The following is a 26,336-nucleotide window of genomic DNA, read 5'->3' on the forward strand; positions in this document are numbered from 1 at the left end:
TCGAATCAGAGCGTCTGCGACGAGTTGCCGCACCCGATGCACGCGCACAAAATCTAACAGATCCTAATCACCACTAACGGGCGTCCTGGCCAGCTCACGTCTATCCTCTCAGCATGGAGAGCATTCGGTTTGCGCGTTTGCCGGTCGCTGCAAACGGCAGCGAATCCCGGAGAGGACCAACGATGTCGAGCAACTTGCACGCGGCGCACGCCTGGATTGATTTTCCGGTAACGGCGCGGAATCATGAGATTCGCGCAACTCAGGCGATTCCCCGGGAGAGCCAATGGCGTCGGATCGACCGCACGCCGGAGCAGGCGAGTGAGGGCATCACGATCTCGCGATGGGATGATCCGCGGAGCACCTCGTCGCACGAGACGACCACGCCGGAGGATCGCTATTTCGTCGGCATTGCCCTGAAGACCACGCGCGCGAAGCTGACACGGAACGGCCGGATCATCTTCGAAGGCACCATGCCCGCGGGGTCGCTGTATGTCACGGCGCCGTCGCAGCCTCTCGGCGCACAATTCCAGTCGCCGTCCGCCTTCCTTCACGTCCACATCTCCACGGATCATCTTCCGGCCCATGCCGACGGACTGAATGACCTCGTGCTGTTGCGCGATCCGCTCGCTGCGGAGCTCGCCAAGGCGCTGATCGAACATGGTGACGCCGCGGACCTGCAGTTCACCCGCTGCATCGGCCAGACCCTGGCGATGCATCTCACCCGCATCGAGCTGCCGCGCGTCAAGGTCAATGCCTTGCCGAAATGGCGGCTGCGGCGCGTCGAGCAGTACATCGCCGAACATTTCGACCGCTGCATCAGCCTCTCCGAGCTCGCCAATGTCGCCGGCCTGTCCAGGATGCACTTTGCTGCACAATTCCGCGCTGCGACCGGCTACCGTCCGCGCGAATATCTCCTCACGCAGCGGGTCGAGCATGCGAAGGCGCTGCTCGCGACCACCGAGCGGCCATTGGCGGAGATCGCGCTTGTCGTCGGCTTCAGCACGCAGGCGCATTTTTCCACCGTCTTCAAGCGCATCAGCGGTCAATCTCCGGCGCGCTGGCGCCTCGCCAACGCCGGCGAACGGCTCGAGGCCGAAGCGCGGCCGAAGCGGCGCGCGCTTCCGGAGCGCGATTGGATCGCCAGCGCAGCCGCGTAGCTGTGGGGCGAGCGCCGCCCCACACGCTCGATCCGGGCTGCGCTGAAAAGCCCTACACCGGATCGAACGCGCGGATCGGCGGCAGATTGCCGGTGAACTTCTCCACCTCGACCGTCGTCAACTGGCCGGTGCAGCCCTGCGCCAGGGATGAGGTGCCGACGTCGCGGGTAAGCACGTTCGGATTGCCGTGAACGCAGAGCGGCGCCTCCTCTTCGGGATCCATCGGATCGTACCAGGCGCCGGTCGGAAGCTGCACCACGCCCGGCGCGATGCCGTCGGTGACGTGGATCGCCGCCAGGCACGCGCCGCGCTCGTTGAACAGGCGAATGATGTCACCGTCCTTGATGCCACGCGCGTTCGCATCAGCCGGATTCATGCGCGCGACCTCGCGGCCGCGATGCTTCGAGCTAAGCGAATGTCCGCCGAAATCGAGCTGGCTGTGCAGGCGCGTCACCGGCTGGTTGGCGACGAGGAAGCACGGGGCCCCCGGCCTGGGCATGTCGGTCTTCTCCAGCCAGACCGGATGACCGGGACAATCCGCATCGCCGTGAGCCGCGATCTTAGCCGAGAAGATCTCGATCCGCCCGCTCGGCGTCGGCAGGGCGTGATTGACGGGATCCTCGCGGAAGCGTCGCAGCCGGCCGCCATCGTCCGCCTGTTGCGGCACGACCAGGCTGCCGCGCGCCCAGAACTCGTCGAAGCTCGGCGCCTCGAGGCCACGCTTGGCAAGCGAGGCGCGGGTCGGCTCGTAGAGATGCTTCAGCCACTCTCGCGACGTGCGCCCTTCAGTGAACGGTTCGCGCGCTCCGAGCCGTTCGGCGAGATCGGCGAAGATGTCGTAATCATCACGCGCGAGCCCGAATGGCTCGGCAATCTGATGCATCGCGACCATCAGGGGATCGTTGGTGGAATAGCCGATGTCCTCCCGCTCCAGCGTCATCGTGGAGGGCAGCACGATGTCGGCGTGACGGGCAGTAGCCGTCCAGGCGAGCTCGTGCACGACCAGCGTGTCCACCTGCGCGAATGCCTTGCGCAGGCGGTTGATGTCCTGGTGGTGATGGAAGGGATTGCCGCCCGCCCAGTAGACCAGACGAATGTCGGGATAGGTACGCGTCTCGCCGCTATAGCGATACGTGCTGCCGGGCTTGAGCAGCATGTCGGCGATGCGCGCCACCGGGATGAAATCGGCAACACCGTTGCGGCCTTGGCCCAGCGTCGGGCCCGGCACGTCGTTGACACGACGTCCGTAATAGCCGATCGCCCCCAACGAATAGGCGTAGCCGCCGCCGGGAAGACCGATCTGGCCGAGCGCCGCCGCGAGCACCATGCCCATCCACACCGGCTGCTCGCCATGCTCGGCGCGCTGAAGCGAATGGGAGACGGTTATGAGCGCGCGCTTTCCGGCAAGGCGCCGCGCCAGCTTGCGGATCACATCCGCCCCGACGCCGCAGATTGCTGCGGCCCATTCGGCGTGCTTGGCTTGCCCGTCGCTCTCGCCGGTGAGATAGCGCAGGAACACCGGCCAGCCCTCGGTGTAGCGGTCGAGGAAGGCCTGGTCGTGCAGGCCTTCGCTGACCAGCGTATGGACGATGCCAAGCATCAACGCAGTATCGGTGCCGGGGACGCAGGTCATCCATTCGGCGCCCGCCTCGACCGGCAGATCATCGCGCAGCGGGCTGACCAGGATGAACTCGCAGCCGCGCCGGTGCGCGGCTGCCATTGCGCCACGCTCGACATGCTTGCTGATCGAGCCGCCGGCCACCATGGAGTTCTTCAGCGCCATGCCGCCGAACGCCAGCACGATCTCGCTCTCAGCCGCGATCTGCTCCCAAGTGACGTTGCGCTTGGTGATGTCTTCGTAGCCGGCCAGAATCTGTGGCAGCAGCACCGAGGAAGCGCCCGAGGAATAGGTGTTGACCGAGCGCACATAGCCGCCCATCGCGATGTTGAGGAAGCGGTGCACCTGGCTCTGGGCGTGATGGAAGCGGCCGGCACTCGACCAGCCATAGGAGCCGCCGAACACAGCACCCGGCCCGCGCGTGTCACGGATGCGGGTCAGCTCGTCACCAAGAAGATCGAGCGCCTTCTCCCAGCTGACGGAGACGAACTCGTCGCGGCCGCGGCGATCATCGGGGCCTGGCCCGCGCTCGAGCCAGCCGCGGCGAACCGCCGGCTGGGCGATGCGCGCCTGGTGGCGGAGCGCGCCGGGAAAATTGTCGATGATGCCGTTCGGATCGGGATCACCCGCATAGGCCCTGACCTCGAGCCCAGCCGCGCCCTGACGCGCGGAGAACACGCCCCAATGCGAGGTGTGCGGCCTGAAGCCGTCCGACAGGTCGAGACCGGGGTCGGGAAAGCCAATCGTATCGTCCATCATCTGATCCTTGTTCCGCTCCGGCCTGCAAATCGGGGGGTAATATACCGATCCGCTCCGGACGTCGTCGAGATCAGCGTTGACGGAAACGCTTGCCTGCCCCGCGCAAAGCCAGCCTCAGGGCCACCGGACATCAAGTGTCGCAAGGACCTGCACCTCAATCATCCGCGTGCGCAGCAATCGACCAGCAGCTCCCAGATCCGCTGCGCCTCTTCCCTCTTGTTGGTCTCCGGCACCTTCTCCGCGCTTGACTGATCACACGCAGCGATGATGGGTGTTTCGCGAGGCACGATCCACCGCTCCGAGATCGGGTCGTACCATTCTCCGATATTCATCTCAGTCACGTCGGTCGGCTCACAAATTTGATCACGATTGGGCGATGCGCGTACTGCAGCCTCATTGGGCCGTTCGGCAGCGCCGGCAGACGATTCACCAATCAGGAGCTCGCGCGATCGTTCCCGCCGGCTGCGTCATCCCGGTCGAGCCGGATGCAGCGTGCGCGGATGCCGCTCGTGCAGCAACCGCGCGAGCTCCTCACGCTCCGTCGCGCGTCCCTTCATGGCGGTCTCGAACAGCGCTTCCTGAATGTCGCGAGGCATGTCGCCCCATACCTCCATCGCGGCACGTCCGAGCAGACCCGCAAGATGATCCACTCCATTGCTCATTCGGCTCTCCTGATCTGCATGGGAATGGAACAGCCGCGGCCGCACCGCGTTCCACTGCCGTCGCGGCGCCACCACGGTCCTCGGCAGCCGATAAGGAACACCCGATCACATGAACGGTTTGCCACCCGTGACGGGCAGCGTTGCCCCCGAGGTGTAGCTCGAAAGCGGATCGGCCAGCATGACATAGGCCGTCGCCAGCTCGGCCGGCTGGCCGGCGCGGTGCATCGGCACCTGCTTGCCGAAGTTCTTGACGGATTCCTCCGGCATGGTCGAGGGGATCAGCGGCGTCCAGATCGGACCGGGGGCGACTGCGTTGACCCGAATGCCCTTGCCGGCCAACATCTGGGCGAGCCCACCCGTAAAATTCTGAATGGCTCCCTTGGTCGTGGCGTACGCCAGCAGGATCGGGTTCGGCATGTCGGAGTTCACCGAGGCCGTGTTGATGATCGCAGCTCCCGGCCGCATGTGGGGGACGGCGGCCTTGGTCAGATAGAACATGGCGTGGATGTTGGTCTCGAACGTCCGCTGCCACTCTTGGTCGCTGATATCGGCGATGTCCGTGAACGTGGCCTGATGGGCCGCGTTGTTGACGAGGATGTCGATGCCGCCGAGCTCCTCGACGGTGCGACGCACGACGGCGCGGCAGTGCTCGGGATTGGCGATATCGCCGGGGATCAGGACGGCCTTGCGTCCCTCCCGCTCCACCAGCGCCTTGACCTCGGCCGCATCCTCGTCCTCGTTCAAATAGGAGATGGCGATATCAGCCCCTTCACGCGCATAGGCGATCGCCACTGCGCGGCCGATGCCGCTGTCGCCGCCCGTGATGATCGCCTTCTTTCCCGCCAAACGCCCGGCGCCTTTGTAGCTCTCCTCGCCATGATCCGGCCGAGGCTGCATCGCCCGCGTCGAGCCGGGCATCGGTTGCCGCTGCGCAGGATAAGGTGGCTTCGGATAGTCGATCATGGAGAACCTCCCGGCATTTGCTGCGCTAACGGAGCGCCGCCGAAAGTGTTCCTTACGACGCATCTGCACGTCTTTGGCGCTCAGGAAATCCTGCTGCTCCAGCGTGTTCAGGACATCCGGGTCCTTCTCCCAGCCGAAACGGCAATTCCCCATGGCGAGCTTGCGAAGGCCCGCCTGATCCCAACGGGCGGAGATGTGAGAGGCACCCCGCCGAAACGCATCAGAGCGCGTTTGCAGTCCGCACCTTGCGCTTCAGTAATCGCGACCGAAGAGCTTGTCCGGAGAGCGGTCCCTGGACGCTCTTCAGCCCTCGCGCGGCCTGCTCGCGACAACGTTGATGCGATCGGTCGCCATGCCCGCGGCGGTCCTGCCGCGCGCCAGCGGGAGCCGGAGGCCGCCGCAGCGTGCGGTTGTCGCGGCCCGGCATGCTCACCCATTGATCACGGGAACCATATCTGGGGTGGCCAGTTGGCTTGCTGTTGAGCTGTGATTCTGCAGAGCAGCTCGACACCGGCATGCGTTCGAGTGCCGGGCATCCGTCGGGGGGCCAATCCCATGATGGACCACGCGACCAGAGTTGGTAACCGATTGTTAGCAGCGTTGCCGCCAGCAGATTTTGCTTTGCTTGCACCTCATCTGCGGAAAGTCGTGATCGAACGCGATTCCGTGCTCGTCCGATCGGGCGATCGGATCGAGCATCTTCTCTTCCCCCTCACCGGCGCGATCGCCAGTATCATGGAGCTGCCGAACGGACAGACGGTCGCCACGGCGATCATCGGCCGTGAGGGGGCTGTGGGTCTGACGTCAGCGCTTGGCACATCCCACTCGCCGTCGACGGCGGTCGTTCGCATATCCGGGGCCGCGCTGCAGATCTCGCCCGCGCGATTCCTGGCAGCCCAACATCGCAGCACCCAAATCGCATCCATGGTGCAGGTCTTCACGAGATCGTTGTTGATGCAACTTCAGCACGTGGCAGCCTGCAATGCACTACATTCCGTCGAAGCCCGCCTAGCATGCTGGCTGCTTCACATTCACGATCGAGCAAATGGCAGCGATCTCCTCCCGCTGACCCAGGAAACATTGTCGGAATTGCTCGGCGTCCGCCGCACCACCGTCACTCACGTCGTGAGCACAATGCGCGCATCACGAGCGCTGAAATCCAATCGACGCGGCCAGCTTGAGATTGATCGGCCGCGGCTCGAGGCCGTGGCATGCGAGTGCTACAAGGTCATGAGCCGCAGAATCGATCGGATCGTCTCGCACGGCGCGGTCGGGCTCGTTCATGGGGCTCCTCCGCGGAGCGCCTCCCGCTCGGCTGGCAGCCGAATAGCCGGGACAGGCTCGTAGAGCAGGTTCGCTTTCGCGAACTCGTCATCCATTCGTGTTGGGTGCTCGTTACGACAGCCCCGACTTATGGCAAGCAAGCAGCACGGGCATGAGCTCTGCCGGTGCGAAGCTGGAACGGCCGCTCGCAGGTCCGAACTCGGCTTTGGCGACTGCCCGCCTTGCGCAGCTTGCGTTGACGACTCTCTTGTCGATCTACCCGCTCTCTGAGCTTCTCAAGCTCCACGAGCTGGGTGACCAGCGCGTCGAGACGTTCTTGAAGCACAGCCGCAGGATTCTCCGCTCGAACGCGGGTATTCATGACGCGCCTCCTGATCGAGGTCTTTGGGAGAAAGTCGCCTACTCTCGAGAGAAGGGAAAACTATGCAATCCTCGGACGATCGCACTAACATTTGGCATGTTGCGTCCACAAAAGCGTTGCGGCGGTGCATCAAGGGGGCGCTCGGCTGACGTTCAGGTGTCGAGCGAATGGTCTTGCCAAGCGGTACCGCGGCCCACAGACTGCGCATGGATCGAGGAAGGCTCCTATCGGCTGGTTTCGGTTGCGCTCGAAATCCGAGTGCTAGCTCCGGGGCAATCGGCCTTGCGCTTCTCCTCATTCTCTTCGTCCGCGCAATCGAGCCCACCATCTGCGCTTGGAATTCCAGCGCCGCCGCCGGTTGCGAAAGGCCCTTTGGCACTGCCTCCGCCACCAGCAGACCCGCCGCTACCGCCGGAGCCGCCGCCGGATGCTCCTCCGGGGCGAGATGATCCTGCAGAGAGACTGCCAGGTGCTCCCCCACCCCCCGATGACCCGCCGCTGGAGCTCCCCGGCCCGGCCGCGGACGACCGATCGTTGTCGAAGAACGACCGACCTCTGTCGTCCTGCTTCACGCCGTGCAGGCCGCCAGAACCTGCAATGGCCGTTGAGGTCAGGGAAGTGGATAGAAGCAGGGTCATCACTGGGGGGGTCACAGCCGCAAATCTTCCGCAGGTTCTCAAGAAAGCCCGCCGATCGTCGTCTTCGTTGCCGTCCCGGGTCACGATGCGCTCTCCTCGATTTAAAATTTTATTTACACATATATTAAATGGCCATTCAACCAAAAATTTTCTCTGCCGCCCTAGGGTTATTTAACGTGCACCGCCCGGCAGAACGCCGGCATTTTCCCTGCTCGCGCCTCGACTTCCTGGCACCCTCCTGCCGCTCGCGCGCTGTTTCGAGTTGCGCTCTCGATTTAATTATGCTTAATTTTCATTTAACGGGGTCGAGTGCAAAATCAGCTATAATGGATTGTTGCGATGCCACTACAATTCCATCGGTCCGTCCGGGACATGGAGATCTGGAGCGCGACCAGCGAAGGGTTCTCGTTCGTGATCAGTTTCGAAAGCCCCACAGGTCCAGGCTTTCACGGACGCTCCGGCTATCTGGCGAGTTGGCGTCCGCTCCACAAAAACCAGGCCGCAATCAAGATTGGCGGCTCGCCCTTTCGCACGTTAGCCGAGGCTGAAGGGGCCTGCCGCGACATGGCTGAGCATCTGGCGCCACAATAGCCCCGCATACGCTCCGAAAGACGCCAGACGTTCTCATCATTTCGCGCTGGTCGGATCCTGATGCAACAGATCAGGGGAATCCAGCCCGTGTGGCGCGGCATGCAGCTCGTTTCGCGAAATGGCCAACGCCGCGAGAACCGTACGATTGCTGATGTCGAGCTTCTGGAAGATATGATGCAGGTGGACCTTGATCGTGCCATCGGCAAGATTCAACCGACGCCCAATCTCCTTGTTCGATAGCCCCTCCGACACGAGCCGCATGATCTGCCGCTCCCGGTCCGTCAGTTGTGTCAGGGGCTTCTCATCGGCGCGGGGCTCCTCGTTGGCCTGCCCGTTGCTCGGCGAGGCCGCAGCTTGGCCCTGGGCGGCCTTCCGCAGGGTTGCGACCAGCATCTCGGCATCCGAATCCTTCGAGAGGACGACGCAGGCGCCGTCCAGAGCCAGCCTCTGCAACTCACCATCGGCCGCGATACCGGCGAAGAAGACCACCGCGGGAGCTGGGCCTGCAGCCTTTGCAACAGCGAGAATCTGCTGCCAGCCGACATCGGGCAGGGCAGCATCGACTAGCGCGACATCCGGCACTAGAAATCGGATTGCCTCAATGCAGCTTGCAGCATCGCTGCAAGACGCAGCGATCGCAAAATCACGCTGCGTCGCAAGAACGCTCCTGATCCCTTGCAAGACGATCGGGTGTCGATCCGCGATGACAATTCTGATGCGGCGCATGCTTCCCCTGCCTATTGCTGACAACCCCTCGTGCAGCCGTTTAATCCAGCAATCTCCTTCAAACGCGAGGATAACCGCTCCGCTCGGCCCCGACTCGCACCGTCTCAAGTGTCGGACCGCCGGGCAGCGTTCGATGGCTGCGCCACGCTAACTTGAGCAGCAAATATGCGCAGCACCGTAAGAATGCGGTGCTCCACAGAATTCAAGACTGCAGAACCTCGACGGAAACAGCGTCTTTTTCGGCAACGCCTGATAGATTCGATCGGCACATTCTCTCGGAGAATGTGAGCGGCGGCACGGCTTGGCCGCCTTGGTTATTATGGTCAACATCCAATTAACTTCGTTGGTGCGGTTATTACGAAGGATATATTGGGACATTCACGATTCAAATCTAACATTCGACGAAGTTTCGGCGAAGGCGAGGCCATTCGACAGCCTCGCCTCTGAAAGGGAGGGAAAAGTAATACTATTCACCAACTGAAACTGCGTAACCAAGCACGGAAACGGCTGCAATCTGATCGCAGCCCGTGTAGCACCGATGACGACCGATCACCCAAGTTGGAGCTGCATCTTCGTCAATTCAGCAACTTCAATGAGCGGTTACGGGGAGCATCGTGGGCAATGAGTAGGTGGTCCCATGTATTCTTCAGCTGTTTTGCGTCAAACTCATCAGGCTCTTATCGTTCAATTCACCGAATTGCAGAACCTACGTAATCGCGTGTCGAAGGCCGAGCAGCGATTGCTTGCGCCGATGCGACGAGCCCACGGGCGGAGGGCGAAGCGAGCACTCGTTCGGAGGCCAGGGCCCGGCCGGTAACTCCGACCACCGCATTGCACAACTGGCGCAGCGGCACGAGTGGATCGTGCTTGCCGGACCCCGGTTTGACCTGATAATCCCCCTCCTGTTTCGGTTCGGAGCTAGTGGGACGGCTTCCATGGAGAACGATGACTGGGCAGCCATGACCACAGCCGAGCTGTGGCGGCTCTACGATGAGGTCACTGCTGTTCTTAGTCGCAGAATGACCGCGGAAAAAGCCAAGCTCGAAGAGCGGCTTCGCAAGATCGAGGGGACGGCCGCTCCGGCCCAGAACGGGGAACGTCCTCGCCGGCCCTACCCCCCAGTGCTACCGAAATACCGGAACCCGAAGAATCCGTCCGAAACATGGTCCGGTCGCGGCAAGCAGCCCCGATGGCTGAAAGCCCAGCTTCGCGCTGGTAAGAAGCTAAACGATCTGCTGATCGATCGCTCGTCCGCGCAAAGGCGCCGCCGGACCGGCTGAGCCTCCGGTCCGCCGGTGAGCTCTCTACAATACCTGGCCGCAGCAGCCCGTGGGACCGGATCTTACCGATAGGTATCATCTTTCCCGTTAGGACTGCCATCACCGCCGCCATTGCCGAAGCCATTGTTGCCATGCACAGGGCGACCGGCTGAGCCGGCTATCGCGGCTGACGTCAGGGACGTCGAGAGCAACAGCGTCAGAGTGGGAGGAGTAACGGCGGCAAATCTTCCGCAGTTCTTGAGGAATTCGCGGCGATCATCGCCTGCGTCGAGTTGGGTCATCGGCTCATTCCTGCTCCAATCCAGCCCGCGCCCAACATAGACCTCGATTATCTCACCTCAAGTTAAATATGTTAGTTCCTTCCAATTTTAATTGCCGCCTTCCGCATCGGCCCACGCCACTAGCGTTGCGTTTGCGAAAAGCACGCGGCCCAAATTCGCTGCGAACAGGGAATTCTACAGGGAAATCCTATATCACGGGGCTATTTGGCCAAGGAATATACGAAAAACGCTTGCGCCTCCAAGCTGTTGTCCCACTGGATGCGCAGATCCATAACAGGGAAATCTCTGATGTGATGAGGGAATGGGCGCACCCTGAACAGGGAATCTGGCGCCGCCGGACGCGGCCGATCGTTGGAATTCGGACAAACGCTAACCGTGCCCCATTATTAAATAATTGAACGCTACAAAATATAACCCTAGGTTTGGTTCGCCGGGGCCAGCACCTCGTTTCGGCCTCCAGAGGCGCGTCGATTTTAGAGATGGATGCCATCGGTGCAAATCCGATCCACGATGGTGCAAATGGGTTTTGTGATGCATTCAAAGCTCGATCCCCGCATGTCTGAGCACAATTTGGACCAATGGCTTGCCTTTACGCGCAAATTCTTGCGGGCTCTCGCAGTTCGCAAGAAGAAGCAGTTCGATCGGAGGGTGTCGATCGGAGACCTTCTCACCGAGCGCGACGATAACGCCGCAGCATATGGCTTTGGAGAGGGCACCACGATGTACGACAACGTGCTCGTTCTGGGGCGCGTCAAGGTCGGACGACATACCTGGATTGGGCCCGGATGTATTCTTGATGGTTCAGGTGGAGATTTGCAGATCGGGGATTGGTGCTCCATCTCTGCTGGCGTTCAGATCTACACGCATCACACTGTAAACCGCTCAATTTCGCTCGGCCGGGACCCGATCGACCACGCGCCCACCTGGATCGGCAATGGGGTCTATATTGGCCCGAATTCGGTGATTCAGATGGGTACAACTGTCGGCGACCGCGCCGTTATAGGCGCGAACTCGTTCGTCAATAGGGATATTCCCGCGGGTGCCAAGGCGTTTGGCTGTCCAGCGAGAGTTCACCCTGCCTCTAAAGCCACATGATGCAAGCCGCATCATTTATGCACTAGCGATCAGAACTCGAAGCTGCCGCCATAGGCCTCGGGCAAGATCTCATCAGAGATCGCAGTGATCATTCAAGATTCGCCGAGAAACCGAAGAAACGAAAGACTTTCCGCATTTCGGCATAAAAGCCCGCCGGTTTTGTCCAACGACGGTCAAGAACAACGCAATGCTGTTAAGGGCGCTTTCGCACGCCCGCGTGTTGCGCTAATTTCCCAAGACGCTCGGGGCGAATGTGCAGGTGTTCGAATCCCATGTCGCGCACCGGCTTTTTGCTATGTCCGGCCCGGAGACATGGGTAACGAAACGTACCTAAGAGATGGGTGACAACCTCGTGCCGATCGGGTTGTCGCGGGGTTTCAAAGTCATCTGCTCCAAGTTCGCTTCAAATTGAGATGGCCTGCAATCTGCTGCATTTCAGCGTGACGCATTCATGGCACGGCTATTTTTGCTCGGCTCGCGCTATCGCCGTCAACCCCGCGCGTGCCGCGCCCCTTCGGGCTTCGGGGTTGACCGCGACAGCGGAGCCAAGCAAGTGGCCTTCCATGCCAAGAATGCACAAGAGCGCGTCTCCGTCAGGGCGCCGTGGTCGTGGCGGGGACATCGGTGATGGGCCTCGGACCGAACGGGTTGTCGAGAGGTTGCAAGGTCTTCTGTTCGAGATCGAAATAGCCGAGATCGTAATGCATGAAGCTGACGAGCCAGATGCCCTCGTCGACCTCCTTGATGCCGAGCTTCTGGCCAGCCAGGACGGTTGAGATGTTGATCCTCTTGCGATGCAGGCAGAGGCGGCCGCAGGCAGTGACGACGACGTCGCGGTCGTGGAAGGGATAGCTCAACTCCGGCAGGCCGGCATAGGCCCGCGCTGAGGCCGTGTAGACCTCGGCAGGGCACTTCATGCCGAGCGCCTCGTGGGGGCGCTCGGTATTGAACTCGTGCACGAAGGCATCGAAGCGCTCCTGCTGTTGCAGGCTGTTGAAGCCAGGCGGCCTGGTGGCCTCCTTCTTGAGGGTGAGGTGCATGCGCTCGTGCCGGCCATTTTGTTGCGGATGACCTGGCTTGATGCGCTCGATGGCGATACCGAGGCGGAGCCACCATACCGAGAGCTTGGAAAGATTGAACAAGGCATTGGGACTGGCAAACGGCACGCCATTGTCGGACCGAATGGCAAGCGGCAGGCCGCGCTCGCGGAACAGGCGCTCGAAGGCGGTCATGGCAGGCTCCTCGCGCGTGGAGTCGAGCGCCTCGCACAGCAGCAGGAAGCGCGCGGCATGATCGCTGACGGTCAGCGGGAAGCAGTAATGGCTGTTGCCAAGCTTGAACTCGCCTTTGAAGTCGGCGCACCAGACATCGTTCGGGGCAGTCCCTTGCGATAGCGACGTGCCGCGCGCGCGATGGCGCGGCCCGCCGCCCCGCCTGACCAGGCCGTGGCGATCGAGCACCGCATGAATGGTGCTTTTGGCCGGCACCCGGACATCGCCGTCGAGCCGTCGCACCAGGAGTTCGCGGATCTTGCGGGCCCCCCAATGCGGCTTCTCGGCCTTGAGCTGGACAATCAGCGTCTCGATCTGGGCCGGCAGTTGATTGGCGTAGCGAACCGGCCGCCTGGAGCGGTCGCTCAGCGCCTCCAGGCCATGTTCCTTGTAGCGATCGAAAATCTTGTAGCCGGTCTTACGGGAGATGCCGAACTCCCGGCAGACATCCGTCATGGCTTCCCCGTCCAACAGGCGGGCGACAAAGCGAAGGCGCTCCTCCATTACCGAACTCGCTTTCCACGGCATCCACACCTCCCGCAGAACAAAAGCGGAAAGTGTAACCCATGTGCCCGGTACGTTCTGTCACCTATGTCTCGGGCCGCTCAGCTAGCGGTCCTTGTCTTGGCCGCGACCTATTTGTTTGGAGCGTACAGCGCTCGCCATGAATTGTTTCCCTTTCGGTTTTTTCACGCGCTGAAAACGCGCGCGGGCGGAGCGGCTCCCGAGGACCTCTACACGTTTGATCGAGCGGGTCGGCTCGCATCGGGCGATCAGAAAAAAGCTGTCGCCTGCGCGCAGCAGACGGACCGTACGGCCGTGCTGCTGCTGATCGGCCAGTCGAACGCTGGAAATCACGGGGGGCAGCGCTTCCGCTCGGAACACGGAGGTGCGATTATCAACTTCTTCGATGGGCGGTGCTATGTGGCCGGGTCGCCTCTGCTGGGATCTGACGGCATTAGCGGTGAACATTGGACCGAACTCGGCAACCTTCTGCTAGGTCGCGGATCGTTCGACCAGATCATACTGGCGCCCGTGGCTATAAGCGGGGCGGAGATGACCTGCCACTGAATTTTCATCCGGCAGCGGTTAGAGTCTCGGAGCTTTGTACGCCAAGTGGCGCGGTTGGAGCAACGGACGATCGGCGGAGCTGGTCGGGGTTGCGTAGCCGATCGTCCGTTGCGGTGAGGTGGGCGGCATAAGCCGCGGGGGTCATGTATTTCAGCGACGAGTGAGGCCGCTGAAGATTGTAGTCGGCAACCCAATTGGCGATCTTGGCGCGGGCATGGTCGAGATCGAAGAAGAGAGTCTCGTTGAGCAGCTCGTCACGCATCCGGCCGTTGAAACTCTCGACGAAGCCGTTCTGCATCGGCTTTCCCGGTGCAATGAAGTGCCAGTCGATAGCTGCGTCCCTGCACCAGGCGAGCATGGCATTGCAGGTGAACTCGGTGCCGTGGTCGGACACGATCATTCCTGGCTTGCCGCGTCGTTGGACGACGGCCGTCAGTTCGCGAGCGACGCGTCGTCCTGAGATCGACGTATCCGGAATGGCGCCCAGACATTCCTTGGTGACGTCGTCGACGATGTTGAGGATGCGGAAGCGCCGACCGTTGGCGAATTGGTCGTGGACGAAATCCAGCGACCAGCGCGCGTTGGGCATCGCCTCGACTAGGATCGGGGCACGGGTCCCCACGGCCTTGCGGCGAGCCCGCCGCTTGCGGACGGTGAGCCCTTCTTCCCGATAAAGCCGGTAGATCCGGTTGATCCCCCATGGCTCACCCTCCCGCCGCAGCAGCACGAACAGCCGGCGGTAGCCGAAACGCCGCCGCTCGTTGGCAAGGTCACGCAGCCGGCCACGGAGAGTCGCGTCCGGAGGACGGCTGGAGCGATAGCGGATCATCTTCCGATCCGCTCCGACAATCGAACAGGCCCGCCGCTCCGACAGGCTCATGACGGCCTGCAGATGCGCGACCGCAGCGCGCTTGGCGGCGGGCCCTACCATTTTTTTGAAAGAAGCTCGCGAAGGGCGGCGGCGTCGAGCATCTGCTCGGCTAGAAGCTTCTTCAGCTTCGCGTTCTCGTCCTCCAGCGCCCTCAGCCGCTTCGCCTCTGAAACGTCCATGCCGCCGAATTTGGCCTTCCAATTGTAGATCGTTGCTTCCGAGACCCCGTGCTTGCGAGCCAGGTCGGCCGTCTTTGCCCCAGCCTCATGCTCCTTCAACACTGCGATAATCTGCTCTTCCGTGAACCTTGCTCGCTTCATCTGTCCGTCCTTCTTCGGGCCGGACTCTAACTCCATCTGGAGGAAATACGCAGGGGCAGGTCACTTGAAGCGTCTCACCACACCTTTGCGCGAAGACGGAACAATCCTCGTCGTTCGAAACTCCTCAGTTTCCATTCGAATACGCCCTGGAAGTCCATTCTCTGTTCTCACGTTCCTAGTTATTAGTTATATACCGCATTAAATTCTCGATATTTGTTTATAACTGGATTAATGCAGGCAAGAGGTTATTATGCACCACGCCTTGTGCAGACCGTGCCGGCGCCCACGCGCTCACGTCCCTTCCTGCCCAACCGCCGCCCAAAGCCCATCGCGGCCCGGTCTTTGCACGCGAACCCAGCGATAAGGCGTCCGCGACCACTGCTTGATCTCTGGCGTGAGATTGTCGAGGACGAGATCGCCGCTCCTGGTGCGCACGAGAAGCACCAGATGATGTTCACCGGAACTGACAGCGACTTCGCTCAACAGGAGGACGCGCGCCGGCCAGCCGCGCCGAAGCAGCGCGTGGCGCTTGCTCACCGCATAGTCGTTGCAGTCGCCACGCGCGGGGTTGATGGTCCACGCCTCGCCCGCGAGACCGAGCTCGTTGCGAACCGGTTCTATCGCCAGATTGACGGTACGATTGATCTCCCGCAGGTCCTCCCATCGCCTCTCAGTCAACCGCACCGGCCCGCCGCGGAAGGAGCGCCGCGGGCGACATTCGGCCTGATAGCTCAGGCAAAACATCGTGTAAGTGAGCGGCGGAAGAGCGGGGCGCCCCAGCTCGATGTGCGCCAGGTCCGCTCGGGGCGCCCTTGGCATGACCAGCAACGCCGCACGCGCCCACTGAACGCCCCCGATCACGATCGCCATGGCTGCCGCAATGATCGGGCCCGAGGTTCGCTGCATCTGCCGATCCCCCTCCGTACGCCAAACCATGTCGAGTCCAGCCGTCGCGCGCCTGGCCGCGCCGGCAATTTAATATATTATTTATATTTTGATTTTATTTAAATAGCAATAAATATTAGGCAAAGCGAGGTTGACGCCAAGGAGGGTGAGAATGAACAGAAGGGATGGAGCGAGATGGCCTCGATCGACGGCCGTTTGTCCGCGGTAGAAGCGGCCGTTTGTCCGCGGTAGAAGGCGTCGAAGCGGGCCGCGCTCTGCACCGCGGCGGCCAATTATTGGCCACCATACAATTTTATGGCTGATTTCAATATTTTCCGGAGCCAAACCGTCGGACTTATTTCACATGCCGGTCGAGCTACTCGTCATTCTGGGAGCTGAAGCTTCACTACTCGGCTTCGTGGCCGCAATGAGCCTGCATGCCAGGCGAATGGACGTGTTGAGCGGACGATCGTTCGAGCACCCCCTCGTGTTCCCCAGAGAAAACAGGCATCCAGCAGCCGGCCGCAACACCGACGCCCAGGGAAAGGGCGCCGGCCCCGAAGACATGCAGTCGAGCGCTGCCGCCATCTTGCACCAACTCAGCGCTCCTTGAACGTCCGCCCCGCTCGATCCTGCAGCGGCTTGAGCAGGTATGAAAGCGCGGTCCGACCTGCCGTCTTGAAAGACCTCGACCGGCATGCCGGGCACGAGCTTGGCCGAGCCGAGCTTCGCCAGCTAATCCGGCTTCAGTAGAGTAGCTCGTGCCGCCACGTTGATCCTGCGTGATGTCTGCCGAGACCATGCTGACCTCGCGGTCCATTTCGGGCGAGGTTTGGATATCAATCCGATAGAGCTGATCGACCGCGCTCGGAGAGCTTGGAGAGCTTCGAGCGTGTCTCGATCAGATCCTTCGACTTCCGTCGGAATGGCGATTTACCAACTGACTTCTCCGAAGAGCCCACAACAACGCGACTTGGATGAACGGCGGATCTCTCTTTCCCGGAGCAACCTCGTTAACTGCTTCAATAAAGATCCACGAGCGTGCCTCTCAGCACTTTTGGCCCGTGATCGCTGACTTAAGATTTTCCCCACCGCCGATTTTGGGCTAGCATGGACACTCAACGCGATCGCAATATCCCGAAGAGATGTACGCGACCGGCGAAGCCCACTGATTGCATAAGGGATCGCTATGAATCCGATTTTAAAAGAAGATCTGCACTACATACTGAGCAAGCTTTCACCGTCGAACAAAAGTTCCTTCAAAGATGGCACGATACTCATCACCGGCTGCGCGGGCTTCTTGGGTTTCTGTTTCATGCAGTTCTTCTCCGAGCACGCCTCGGCGTTGGGAATTCGTAAGATCATCGGGCTTGATACGTTTCTTCTTACAAAACCGAAGTTGATTTCGGACATCGCGAGCAGACATCCGGGTTTGGTCGACGTTCACCAGTTCGATATTTCAAAAGACGACATTTCAAGCATCGATGGAAGCGCCCAGGCGACTCATGTGATTCATGGCGCGTCCATTGCTTCTCCGATTTTTTATCGAAAGTTTCCGATCGTAACCCTGGATGCGAATATTTGGGGTTTAAGACGGTTACTGGATTTTCATACGTCAAAGAAAATCAAAGGTCTTTTGTTTTTCTCGAGTAGCGAAATCTACGGCGATCCCGATGCGGCCAACATTCCGACGGACGAGGAATACCGTGGCAACGTTTCCTGCATTGGCCCACGCGCCTGCTATGACGAATCCAAGAGGTTTGGCGAGACCATGTGCTACCTGTTTTCCAAGGAGCGTGGATTTCCGATCACAATCGCAAGACCATTCAACAATTACGGGCCGGGAATGAGAATCGATGATCGGCGCGTTCCCGCCGACTTCGCAAAGTGCGTCATCGAAAACAGGGACATCGAAATTCTGTCCTCTGGTTCACCTACGCGCACGTTCTGCTATGTGGCTGATGCGATCGCGGGCTATTTGAAGTGTCTCACCTACGGCGAATTCGACTACTTCAATATCGGCATTGAAAAGCCCGAGATTTCTGTTCGAGAACTTGCATCGATTTATCAAGAAGTCGGCTCCCGCTTCTCCGGCTACAACGGAAAGATCGTTCTTCGTCAATCCTCCGACAAGGAATATTTGACCAATAATCCGAATAGACGCTGCCCCATTATCAACAAGGCAAGAACGAAACTCGGGTACAATCCCGAGATCGACGTAAAAACCGGAGTTCAGAGGTTTGTTCAGTATCTCCTGCATGAGAAGGAGAAGGGGGCGCTAGCGTGAAGTTGTCTGTAATCGGAACCGGCTATGTCGGGCTTGTGAGCGGCGTTTGTCTTGCGTCCAAAGGACACGACGTCGTTTGTGTTGATGTAAACGAAGAAAAAGTCCGTTTGATCAATGACAAGATTCCGCCAATTCATGAGGAAGGCCTTCCAGAACTTCTTCGCAGCGTCCTGGACGAACGAAAATTCCGCGCCACCTCCAATTTGAATGAGGCCTTGGATTTTTGCGAGGCCGTGATCATCGCCGTCGGAACTCCGACCGTCGACGGAAAAATCGACCTCACCTATCTCGTTCAAGCAGCCCGTCAAATCGGCGCGTATCTGAAGTCGACGAACAAGTTTCTAAGCGTAATCGTCAAAAGCACAGTACTTCCGACCACAACGGATGTCGTCGTTCGCCAAGCGATTACGGACGCGTGCGGCGGAAATATTTCGCAATTTGGACTTGGAATGAATCCCGAATTTTTGCGTGAGGGAAACGCCATCTCCGACTTCAATTTCCCTGATCGCATTGTACTTGGGTTCGAAGACTCCAAAACTCGTGAGGTCCTCTCGAAGATTTACGAGCCTTGGCACGTCGACAAGGTGTATGTCAACACCCGGACAGCGGAGATGATCAAGTACGCGAACAACTGTTTGCTCGCGCTCCAAATTTCAGCCGCGAATGAATTGGCGAATCTGGCGGCCACACTCGGCGGCATCGATTTTATGGACGTCTTTAGAGGCGTTACTCTCGACAAACGATGGAATCCGGTTCGAACCGATGGATATCGTACAGAACCCGAAATTTTGACTTATTTGGTGCCTGGGCCCGGCTTTGGCGGCAGCTGTTTCCCGAAGGACGTTCAGGCGATCCGCACACAGGGACAAGACAATGGTCTTCCAATGGAAATATTGGAGGGTGTCTTGAGTGTGAATGAGAAACAGCCCGAACAAGTGACAAAAATCCTTGAGGCTCATTTTGGAAATCTAAAGGGCAAAAACATCTTGCTGCTGGGACTTGCGTTCAAGCCAGAAACTGACGACGTTCGTGAATCGGCCTCCATTCGAATTTCGGAAGGGCTGCTCGCGCAGAATACCAATCTTGTAGCGCACGATCCTATCGCAACGGAAAACTTCATTAAGTTCTCAGGCGTTCAAACCTCCGCAATCCGATTCATCCATGATTGGAGAGCGGAAGTTGCGAACGCGGACGCAATTGTCGTGGCTACTAGGTGGGAGGAATACAAAGCTCTTCCCGGCCTCAAGGTTGCTGGCAAAGTCGTGTTCGATACGCGACGGCTCCTTTCCCCAAGAGATTTCCCAAACTCCACTTACTTTTCGATTGGCCGAAGAGTTTAGACTTTTATAGTCGCGACAATTTGCTCCATCGTAGGCGCTGCAGCCATCTCTCGGTCGTGGTCGAGTAGCTCGGCCATTCGGCTTTGCCCTCACAGATCCGGGCAGGCGGCTTTCCCGCACCCGGCTATTCCCGAGAGTAACCCGCGTCATATCCGCGCCCGCGCCCATGTGCGAGTGATGCGTGGAGTTGGCAGGCGGAAGCGTACCGTCAGGGTCTCGAACTTCAGCCAGCCCACGCGCCGACTTTTCTGGCTACGCCGTCTCAGACAGCGCAGCCAGGTCCGACGCACTTGCCGGTAGAAGCCGTTGAGCGCTGGATAGTTGTGCGGCCTGTGTGCGCATTTCGCAAAAACGGGACAGCAGTTTCGCTAACTGACGGACAGCAGTTTCGCTAAATCGCGGACAGCGTAGCGGCGCTGGCTTTTGGTTGCCTGGTTGTTGAAGTCAGTTGGTATTCGTTTCGCTGTTTTCGACGTCGGTCAAGGGGCGTGCAGCTTTTTTCCTTCGCATGCTGTCGCCTTCGAGGGCGATACGGTGGGAGTTGTGGATGATCCGGTCGAGGATAGCATCTGCGATGGTTGGCTCGCCGATCATATCGTGCCATTGGGCAACGGGCAGCTGGGCGGTAATCAAGGTCGATTTGCGCCTGTAGCGCTCTTCGAAGATTTCGAGGAGATCGAGGCGCTGCTGGTCGTTGAGGGTGTGGGTGCCCCAGTCGTCGAGGATGAGTAACTGGACACGTGCGAGCTTATCGATGAGGCGCGGGAAGCGACCATCGAGACGGGCCATGGCGAGGTCTTCGAACAGGCGCGGCATCCGCAAATAAAGGACGGAATGATCGAGCCTGGCCGCCTGGCGTCCGAAGGCACACGCCAGCCAAGTCTTGCCAGTCCCGGTCAGGCCGGTGATGATGAAGTTCTCATGGGCTTTCAGCCAGGCGCCTTGCGCCAGCTGCAGGGTGTTGCGCCGGTCAAGGCCGCGGCGGGACGCGAAGTCGACGTCTTCGATACAGGCGTCGACGAAGCGCAGCTTGGCTGCGGCCAGGCGATTGGTCAGGCGCCGGTCGGCGCGCATGGCGGCTTCGCGATCAAGCATCAGGCCGAGCCACTCGTCGCGGCTGAGATCGGCGGCATTGTCCTGTTCGGCCAATTGCCGATAGGCGGCCGCCATTCCGGCAAGGCCGAGGGCCTGCATCTGGTCGAGGGTCGGGTGGGTCAGCATCACGATCTTCCTTTCCTTCATTGATAATAGGCGCCGCCACGGATGTTGGCGTGGGAGGGCGTGGCTTTGATGGGCTCGGCGGCAGGGCTCGCGCGGTCCAGCCCGGATTTGAGGATGGCGCTCACGGAGGAGTAATTGATCGCGTTGATGGCGAGCGCCCTCTCACAGGCCGCTTCCAGCCGATTGCGCTCGTAGCGCCGCGCCAGGGCGATGATCCCCATGGCGGAGCGATAACCCTGCTCGGGATGCGGGCGCTCACGCATCATCCGCTCGACCAGGGTGGCGGCGTTGACGCCGACCCGCGCTGCCATCTTGATCAAACTCGCCGGTGTCATATTGGCGTAACGCTGATGGGCTTTGGGCATGTGCTCGTTCACGGTGACATGGCCGCTGCGCTGAGAGCGGCGCACATGGCTGGCGACACGCGTGTGATCCTGGAAGATCTCGACGGCTCGATACGTGAGCCGGACGTCCACCCGACGGCCGATCAGTCGGTGCGGCACCGAGTAAAAGGTCTTCTCGACTTCGACGTGATAATCGGGATGGACCTTCGCCGTTTTCCACTCGGCGTATTCGAACGGTTCGCTCGGCAGCCGCGCCAGCGCCTCGCGCTCGATCTCCTCGAACAGCTGCCGGCGGGATTTGCCGATATGGCGCATCGGCCGATCGTTCAGCTCCTCCAGCAAACCGCCGATCGCGGCATTGAGATCGGTCAGGTTGAAGAACCGCCGATGGCGCAGCCGTGCCAGAATCCAGCGCTCAACAATTAGCACCGCGCCTTCAACCTTGCCCTTGTCGCGCGGCTTGCGGCTGCGGGTCGGCAAAATCGTCGTGTCGTAGTGCTCGGCCATGGCGGCAAAGGTTTGGTTGAGCGTCGGCTCGAACCACAACGCCTTGACGACCCCGGCCTTCAGATTGTCGCAGACGATCGCCTTGGGGACTCCGCCGAAGTACGACAGCGCCCGGGTCTGGCCTTCGATCCAATCTGGCAGTCGCTGACCGAAGCTCGCCATAGCGAAGGTCAGCGACGAGGCCCCGAGCACCGCGACAAATATCTGCGCCTGACGGATCTCGCCGGTTTGCGGATCGGTCACCTCCACCGTCGGGCCGGCATAGTCGGTCTGCATCACCGCACCCGCCGCGTGGCGGTGGCGGAAGGTTGGGTTCGCCCGCCGCCGATAGGCGTCAAACTTCTCGCAGAACCAAGTGTAACCGTAGCCGTCGGGATGAGCCGTCCGGTATTCCTGCCAAAGCAGCGTCAGCGTCACGCCCTTGCGCTTGAGTTCCTGCGCCACCCGTGGCCACTCAGGCTCGCTCAAGTCCTGCGGCGGTCGCCCGACCCGCCGGAACAAGGCCCGCTGTAACGCCGCCTCGCTCTCGCAAATCGGCGGCAGCGGCCAGCTCAAGCCCGCTTCGCGCGCCCGCAGCAGGTAGGTGGCAACCGAGGTCTTGCTGATCTGCAGCCGTTCCGAGATTGCCCGCACCGACAGGCCCTGCTCGTACGTCAGCCTCAGGATCGATCGTAGGTCCTTCACAGTGGTTCGTTTCGCTTGCTTCCGTCTCGGCATTGCCCCTCTCAAACTCAGCTTGAGAGAGAACATTGCCTGAACGGCGCTCCCGAAAACCAACCTCCCGCATCTGTCCGCGATTTAGCGGAATCCCTGTCCCGGAGTTACTGAAATCGCTGTCCGCGAATTACCGAAATCGCTGTCCGGGAATTGCCGAAACACGCAGCCTGTGACCTGCCCCTGCGTATTTCCTCCAGATGGAGTTAGAGTCCGGCCCGAAGAAGGACGGACAGATGAAGCGAGCAAGGTTCACGGAAGAGCAGATTATCGCAGTGTTGAAGGAGCATGAGGCTGGGGCAAAGACGGCCGACCTGGCTCGCAAGCACGGGGTCTCGGAAGCAACGATCTACAATTGGAAGGCCAAATTCGGCGGCATGGACGTTTCAGAGGCGAAGCGGCTGAGGGCGCTGGAGGACGAGAACGCGAAGCTGAAGAAGCTTCTAGCCGAGCAGATGCTCGACGCCGCCGCCCTTCGCGAGCTTCTTTCAAAAAAATGGTAGGGCCCGCCGCCAAGCGCGCTGCGGTCGCGCATCTGCAGGCCGTCATGAGCCTGTCGGAGCGGCGGGCCTGTTCGATTGTCGGAGCGGATCGGAAGATGATCCGCTATCGCTACTGTGAGTGGCGGAGTAATTCTCCCCACTTATGGCATTTGAAAATTCCCCAGTTTTCGCGACCGCCGACCGTCCAGGGCATGCCCTGGACGGTCGGCCGTCGCGTCGAATCGCCGACGTTCCTCCTGCAGGCGAAAGGGAGGGCGCGGTGCTCAAACTTGGGGAACTTGTCATGATCCTGGATTTGCATCGCCAAGGTCTGTCGGTCAGCGCTATCGCCCGGCAACTTGGTGTCGATCGAAAGACAGTCAGGGCCTACATCGCCAAAGGATTGGAGCCGCCGGTCTACAAAAAGCGAGCGGTGCAGCCCGGAATTGTCGACCACTTCGAAGCTTATTTGCGTGAGCGGCTGGCTGCCTATCCTGCGCTCACCGCCGTGCGGCTGTGGCGTGAGCTCAAGGAACGCGGCTTCGTCGGCGGCTACAGCATCGTACGCGATCGCGGCGCGAGCTGCGGCCTGCCCAGCCGGCAGCCTTCGAAGTGCGTTTTGAAACTCCAGCAGGTGAGCAGGCGCAAGTCGACTTCGCCAGGTTCGAGGTCGAGTTTGTCGATGAGCCAGGAGTCAAGCGCATCGTCTGGCTGTTCTCGATGGTACTCGGCTACTCACGACTGATCTGGGCGCGGTTCGTTGTCCATCAGGACCTGCAAACAGTGCTTCGCTGCCATATCGCCGCTCTGGAAGCGATCGGCGGCGCTCCGCGCCAAGATCGCCAATTGGGTTGCCGACTACAATCTTCAGCGGCCTCACTCGTCGCTGAAATACATGACCCCCGCGGCTTATGCCGCCCACCTCACCGCAACGGACGATCGGCTACGCAACCCCGACCAGCTCCGCCGATCGTCCGTTGCTCCAACCGCGCCACTTGGCGTACAAAGCTCCGAGACTCTAACCGCTGCCGGATGAAAATTCAGTGGCAGGTCACACCCGTGCCACGAACGGCGCCAGAACGCGCGACACCGCCATGCTGTTGGCAGTCGCTTCGACCACCACCTCATCACTGGCCAGCAGGGTCTTGCCAAATCCCTCCAGCGCAGTCCGCGTCATATCGATGCGGCCCGCATGTCGGAGCCTGCCGTCCTCCCAAAACACCACCTCGCCGAAAGTTCGGTGGACGTCGATGCCAATCACCCGTCGCATTCGCACCTCCTGCCAGACATATGACGGGAGCTGCGGGCGACACGACAACTACGGATTCGCGCTCCCAGCGCAACCGGGCGAGTCGCAGAGGCGGCCAGCTACTAACTCGAGCTCTCGGCTCATCGAATAACATCGGCCTGCCCGCACTTCGTGCTCCCGGTGCCTCTGTCCCGATGGTCGCACCATACGCCACGATGTAGAACACCGCAGCGGGAACGTTGGCACCGAGACATCTCATACCGGTTACCAATCCGCTCGAACGGGTCAATCGCGAAATCAAACGCCACACCGAAGTGGTCGGCATCTTCCCCAATGAAGACGCCATCGTCCGCCTCGTCGGTACGATCCTGCTCGAGCAGAACGATGAGTGGGCGGTTCAGCGCGGCCGCTACATGACATTGGAGACGATCGCCCGTTGGGTGATGATCCCGCCGTCAGCTTCCCGGCTATCGCCAGCTGACCGATCCGCCCCATACCGGCGAACGTGGTGACCCGCACTCAGCTACACCACGCCACGGGACACGATCCATCTCTCAACTTACCGCTTCGTTCGCCTGTTTCATGACGGTGGATGACGAAAACTGAAACTTCACCTCAGCTTCTCACGATAATACTCGAAGCATTCGTCCCAGGCTTTCGATTCCTCCCACCCGCCGACATACTCGACCGCGGAATCTGAGTTGTACCTTCGCATAGGTTCGCTAAAGTCCGATTGGCGATCGAGAATGACTTGAAGGTCTCTTCCCGCACGCTTCGAAAACTCCTTCGCGTATTTTTGCGCGAACTCACCCTGCTTACATACGTAACCGCTGGGATTCAGTTTCGTGAGAATTCGACCTTGCGAAGGAAGTGACTCGACAAATTTGCGATAACAACGAGAAAGCAGCGAGACGTGCGCATTGTCGCGCAAATACTCCGGAACCCTTACGTGCGGAGTCTGGGCACTCGCCCATGTTTTGACGAGATAGTGCGTAAAGCGTTCTTCTTCGTAAGGACCGAAAGGATTGGCAATCACGAATTTGCCTAGCTTCAACTTTCTTTGCTCACAAAAATACCGAAAGATCTCGTAAGTCATGGTCTTCGAAAGTCCGTAAGGATTGAAAGCTCCGGGATCTCCCAAACCTTCATTGGCTTCGAAGACAGAGCCGGTCAGAACAACGCCCTGACCACCGCCTCTTTGGAAAACATCCAATACACGGCTTAGATTGTTGGTGTTGCTTGCGGTTGCCGCCATGTGATCGAAATCGAGACTACGATAATCCTTCATTTCCGCTGCATGATGGCACATGAGCTCAAACTTGCCGGATTCTAAAATTTCCAAAAAGCTCTTCGAACCAAATGAGACATTCGGCTCCATCGAAGTCACTTTTTTGAGTGCCTTAAAGCGCTCCGCACGAACGCCTTCGTAGGATTCGCTCCGCACGGTCGCCACGACTTGGTGACCCGCCCCAGCAAGTTCTCGCGCGAACCATAAACCAGTAAATGATGTGGCGCCGGTCAAAAGAATTTTCACAACGATTCCTCATCACGCAGCCCGGGGAGTAACGTCGGGCCATTTCGCATCTTTCTCATGTGTGCCGGTGGAAACGGCCACTTGCGCGCCATTTCGGGGGAACCACCACATTGTGACCGAAGGCGGCGAGACTGCGGCCAAACCACTTCCTCCAATAAGAAGACTCTTCACCTTAGACCCCGAAGCAGCTCGACCCCGTGAAAATCGGGATTGAACTCGGGCCAGTTACGATCCTTTTCGGAGACTTCCAGAGGGACGCGAGGCCAGCTCACGTCGAAGCGTTGGTCATTGAAACGTACCCCGCGCTCTGCTTCGGGAGTGTAGAAGGCGTTGACGAGGTAGAACGCTTCCGTGTCGTCGGTCAACGTAAGGAACCCATGCGCAAAGCCGCGCGGAACATACATCATTAACCGGTTCTCGGCTGATAATTCCGCCCCAAACCACTGAGTATAGGTCGGGGAATCCGGGCGAAGGTCAATTATAACGTCATACAGCGCGCCACGGATGCAACGCACAACTTTGATTTCGGCCGCCGGCGGCAATTGGTAGTGCATACCGCGCAACGTGCCGGCCTTAGCAGTAAGAGAGTTGTTGATTTGGACGACCGGAGTGGGGATCCCGGCTGTTTCGAATTCCCGTTGGCAGTATAGGCGCCCGAAAAAGCCCCTATCATCGCCTCGCTTTTCCAGTTCGATTGTATATGCGCCATGAAGCGGCGTCTGATGAAATTTCATCGGCAAGTCCTTGGATCACGGCCAATGCAGGTCGCTCGAACGTTGGCCCGTGTCGCGAAGACGGCGAAGGAGCGTTGGGCCGGCGTAGCCC

The 26,336-nt window shown here is 60.1% G+C and carries 22 protein-coding genes and 6 pseudogenes; 12 read left to right on the forward strand and 16 right to left on the reverse strand.

Annotated features, from left to right (window positions below):
• Window positions 1-182: 182 nt before the first annotated feature.
• Window positions 183-1,157, forward strand: coding sequence for a helix-turn-helix domain-containing protein (locus P6U28_RS21740; RefSeq protein WP_122402148.1), 975 nt, complete (start codon window positions 183-185; stop codon window positions 1,155-1,157).
• 52 nt (window positions 1,158-1,209) lie between these two features.
• On the opposite strand, the gene P6U28_RS21745 is transcribed toward P6U28_RS21740, so the two are convergent.
• The 4 genes from P6U28_RS21745 to P6U28_RS21760 all read right to left on the reverse strand — a co-directional run bounded on the left by P6U28_RS21745 (window position 1,210) and on the right by P6U28_RS21760 (window position 5,159).
• Window positions 1,210-3,531, reverse strand: coding sequence for a molybdopterin guanine dinucleotide-containing S/N-oxide reductase (locus P6U28_RS21745; RefSeq protein ID WP_407119831.1), 2,322 nt, complete (start codon window positions 3,529-3,531; stop codon window positions 1,210-1,212).
• A gap of 161 nt (window positions 3,532-3,692) precedes the next feature.
• Window positions 3,693-3,875: a hypothetical protein gene (locus P6U28_RS21750; protein WP_407123208.1), complete on the reverse strand. Its 183-nt coding sequence runs from the start codon at window positions 3,873-3,875 to the stop codon at window positions 3,693-3,695.
• 126 nt (window positions 3,876-4,001) lie between these two features.
• The gene (locus tag P6U28_RS21755) at window positions 4,002-4,196 is read right to left on the reverse strand and encodes a hypothetical protein (protein ID WP_122406527.1); all 195 of its coding nucleotides are present in this window, start codon (window positions 4,194-4,196) and stop codon (window positions 4,002-4,004) included.
• Window positions 4,197-4,301: 105 nt separating this feature from the next.
• Window positions 4,302-5,159, reverse strand: coding sequence for an SDR family oxidoreductase (locus tag P6U28_RS21760; RefSeq protein WP_407119832.1), 858 nt, complete (start codon window positions 5,157-5,159; stop codon window positions 4,302-4,304).
• Between the two features lie 555 nt (window positions 5,160-5,714).
• On the opposite strand from P6U28_RS21760, the gene P6U28_RS21765 reads away from it, so the two are divergent.
• Window positions 5,715-6,506, forward strand: a complete 792-nt coding sequence (locus P6U28_RS21765) for a Crp/Fnr family transcriptional regulator (protein ID WP_129144535.1) — start codon at window positions 5,715-5,717, stop codon at window positions 6,504-6,506.
• A gap of 681 nt (window positions 6,507-7,187) precedes the next feature.
• Here P6U28_RS21765 and P6U28_RS21770 read toward each other — a convergent pair.
• Together P6U28_RS21770 and P6U28_RS21775 are read right to left on the reverse strand one after the other, a co-directional pair.
• Window positions 7,188-7,529 (reverse strand): annotated as a pseudogene (locus P6U28_RS21770) (hypothetical protein); the annotation flags it as partial.
• Window positions 7,530-8,069: 540 nt separating this feature from the next.
• Window positions 8,070-8,759 (reverse strand): LuxR C-terminal-related transcriptional regulator, encoded by a 690-nt coding sequence (locus tag P6U28_RS21775; protein WP_407123095.1) that lies wholly within the window; start codon window positions 8,757-8,759, stop codon window positions 8,070-8,072.
• A gap of 935 nt (window positions 8,760-9,694) precedes the next feature.
• On the opposite strand from P6U28_RS21775, the gene P6U28_RS21780 reads away from it, so the two are divergent.
• Complete coding sequence (locus P6U28_RS21780; protein ID WP_407119833.1) at window positions 9,695-10,039, forward strand: H-NS family nucleoid-associated regulatory protein; 345 nt, start codon at window positions 9,695-9,697, stop codon at window positions 10,037-10,039.
• Window positions 10,040-10,101: 62 nt separating this feature from the next.
• On the opposite strand, the gene P6U28_RS21785 is transcribed toward P6U28_RS21780, so the two are convergent.
• The gene (locus P6U28_RS21785; protein WP_407119834.1) at window positions 10,102-10,320 is read right to left on the reverse strand and encodes a hypothetical protein; all 219 of its coding nucleotides are present in this window, start codon (window positions 10,318-10,320) and stop codon (window positions 10,102-10,104) included.
• A gap of 519 nt (window positions 10,321-10,839) precedes the next feature.
• Here P6U28_RS21785 and P6U28_RS21790 point away from each other — a divergent pair.
• The gene (locus P6U28_RS21790) at window positions 10,840-11,415 is read left to right on the forward strand and encodes an acyltransferase (RefSeq protein WP_407119835.1); all 576 of its coding nucleotides are present in this window, start codon (window positions 10,840-10,842) and stop codon (window positions 11,413-11,415) included.
• A 593-nt stretch (window positions 11,416-12,008) separates the two neighbouring features.
• Here the strand turns inward: P6U28_RS21790 and P6U28_RS21795 are convergent.
• Window positions 12,009-13,214 (reverse strand): integrase core domain-containing protein, encoded by a 1,206-nt coding sequence (locus P6U28_RS21795; protein WP_122400437.1) that lies wholly within the window; start codon window positions 13,212-13,214, stop codon window positions 12,009-12,011.
• Between the two features lie 96 nt (window positions 13,215-13,310).
• On the opposite strand from P6U28_RS21795, the gene P6U28_RS21800 reads away from it, so the two are divergent.
• Entirely contained in the window at window positions 13,311-13,757 is a 447-nt protein-coding gene (locus P6U28_RS21800) for a hypothetical protein (protein WP_407119836.1), read from the forward strand.
• A gap of 4 nt (window positions 13,758-13,761) precedes the next feature.
• Here the strand turns inward: P6U28_RS21800 and P6U28_RS21805 are convergent, their stop codons facing one another.
• The 3 genes and pseudogenes from P6U28_RS21805 to P6U28_RS21815 all read right to left on the reverse strand — a co-directional run bounded on the left by P6U28_RS21805 (window position 13,762) and on the right by P6U28_RS21815 (window position 15,818).
• A complete protein-coding gene (locus tag P6U28_RS21805; RefSeq protein WP_407119837.1) occupies window positions 13,762-14,829 on the reverse strand; it encodes an IS3 family transposase in 1,068 nt (355 codons plus the stop codon).
• A pseudogene (locus P6U28_RS21810) lies at window positions 14,796-14,984 on the reverse strand (transposase); the annotation flags it as partial. The gene P6U28_RS21805 and the pseudogene P6U28_RS21810, both read right to left, overlap by 34 nt.
• Before the next feature lie 255 nt (window positions 14,985-15,239).
• The gene (locus P6U28_RS21815) at window positions 15,240-15,818 is read right to left on the reverse strand and encodes a transglutaminase-like cysteine peptidase (RefSeq protein WP_407119838.1); all 579 of its coding nucleotides are present in this window, start codon (window positions 15,816-15,818) and stop codon (window positions 15,240-15,242) included.
• A gap of 379 nt (window positions 15,819-16,197) precedes the next feature.
• On the opposite strand from P6U28_RS21815, the gene P6U28_RS21820 reads away from it, so the two are divergent.
• The 3 genes from P6U28_RS21820 to P6U28_RS21830 all read left to right on the forward strand — a co-directional run bounded on the left by P6U28_RS21820 (window position 16,198) and on the right by P6U28_RS21830 (window position 19,460).
• Window positions 16,198-16,446: a hypothetical protein gene (locus P6U28_RS21820; protein WP_407119839.1), complete on the forward strand. Its 249-nt coding sequence runs from the start codon at window positions 16,198-16,200 to the stop codon at window positions 16,444-16,446.
• A gap of 576 nt (window positions 16,447-17,022) precedes the next feature.
• Window positions 17,023-18,120 carry an NAD-dependent epimerase/dehydratase family protein gene (locus P6U28_RS21825; RefSeq protein WP_407119840.1) on the forward strand — a complete coding sequence of 366 codons (1,098 nt, stop codon included), beginning with the start codon at window positions 17,023-17,025 and terminating at the stop codon, window positions 18,118-18,120.
• Window positions 18,117-19,460 (forward strand): UDP-glucose/GDP-mannose dehydrogenase family protein, encoded by a 1,344-nt coding sequence (locus P6U28_RS21830; protein WP_122402139.1) that lies wholly within the window; start codon window positions 18,117-18,119, stop codon window positions 19,458-19,460. The genes P6U28_RS21825 and P6U28_RS21830 overlap by 4 nt, the downstream gene beginning before the upstream one ends.
• A gap of 444 nt (window positions 19,461-19,904) precedes the next feature.
• Here the strand turns inward: P6U28_RS21830 and istB are convergent, their stop codons facing one another.
• Together istB and istA (P6U28_RS21840) are read right to left on the reverse strand one after the other, a co-directional pair.
• The gene (gene istB / locus P6U28_RS21835; RefSeq protein ID WP_026192580.1) at window positions 19,905-20,681 is read right to left on the reverse strand and encodes an IS21-like element helper ATPase IstB; all 777 of its coding nucleotides are present in this window, start codon (window positions 20,679-20,681) and stop codon (window positions 19,905-19,907) included.
• A 17-nt stretch (window positions 20,682-20,698) separates the two neighbouring features.
• Complete coding sequence (istA, locus tag P6U28_RS21840; RefSeq protein ID WP_407119841.1) at window positions 20,699-22,249, reverse strand: IS21 family transposase; 1,551 nt, start codon at window positions 22,247-22,249, stop codon at window positions 20,699-20,701.
• A 233-nt stretch (window positions 22,250-22,482) separates the two neighbouring features.
• On the opposite strand from istA (P6U28_RS21840), the pseudogene P6U28_RS21845 reads away from it, so the two are divergent.
• The 3 pseudogenes from P6U28_RS21845 to P6U28_RS21855 form a co-directional block, all read left to right on the forward strand.
• Window positions 22,483-22,859: pseudogene (locus P6U28_RS21845) on the forward strand (transposase); the annotation flags it as partial.
• Between the two features lie 149 nt (window positions 22,860-23,008).
• A pseudogene (gene istA, locus P6U28_RS21850) lies at window positions 23,009-23,565 on the forward strand (IS21 family transposase); the annotation flags it as partial.
• Window positions 23,558-23,764, forward strand: a pseudogene (locus P6U28_RS21855) (integrase core domain-containing protein); the annotation flags it as partial. The pseudogenes istA (P6U28_RS21850) and P6U28_RS21855, both read left to right, overlap by 8 nt.
• A gap of 15 nt (window positions 23,765-23,779) precedes the next feature.
• Here the strand turns inward: P6U28_RS21855 and P6U28_RS21860 are convergent.
• Window positions 23,780-23,998 (reverse strand): hypothetical protein, encoded by a 219-nt coding sequence (locus P6U28_RS21860; RefSeq protein WP_407119842.1) that lies wholly within the window; start codon window positions 23,996-23,998, stop codon window positions 23,780-23,782.
• Between the two features lie 245 nt (window positions 23,999-24,243).
• Between P6U28_RS21860 and P6U28_RS21865 the strand changes: the two are divergent.
• Window positions 24,244-24,458: pseudogene (locus P6U28_RS21865) on the forward strand (transposase); the annotation flags it as partial.
• A gap of 129 nt (window positions 24,459-24,587) precedes the next feature.
• On the opposite strand, the gene P6U28_RS21870 reads toward P6U28_RS21865, so the two are convergent.
• Together P6U28_RS21870 and rfbC are read right to left on the reverse strand one after the other, a co-directional pair.
• Window positions 24,588-25,511 carry an NAD-dependent epimerase/dehydratase family protein gene (locus P6U28_RS21870; RefSeq protein ID WP_407119843.1) on the reverse strand — a complete coding sequence of 308 codons (924 nt, stop codon included), beginning with the start codon at window positions 25,509-25,511 and terminating at the stop codon, window positions 24,588-24,590.
• 167 nt (window positions 25,512-25,678) lie between these two features.
• Complete coding sequence (rfbC, locus tag P6U28_RS21875) at window positions 25,679-26,245, reverse strand: dTDP-4-dehydrorhamnose 3,5-epimerase (protein ID WP_122402133.1); 567 nt, start codon at window positions 26,243-26,245, stop codon at window positions 25,679-25,681.
• Window positions 26,246-26,336 lie beyond the last annotated feature (91 nt).

This window comes from Bradyrhizobium sp. STM 3561 (genome assembly GCF_045571455.1).
GTDB lineage: Bacteria > Pseudomonadota > Alphaproteobacteria > Rhizobiales > Xanthobacteraceae > Bradyrhizobium > Bradyrhizobium vignae.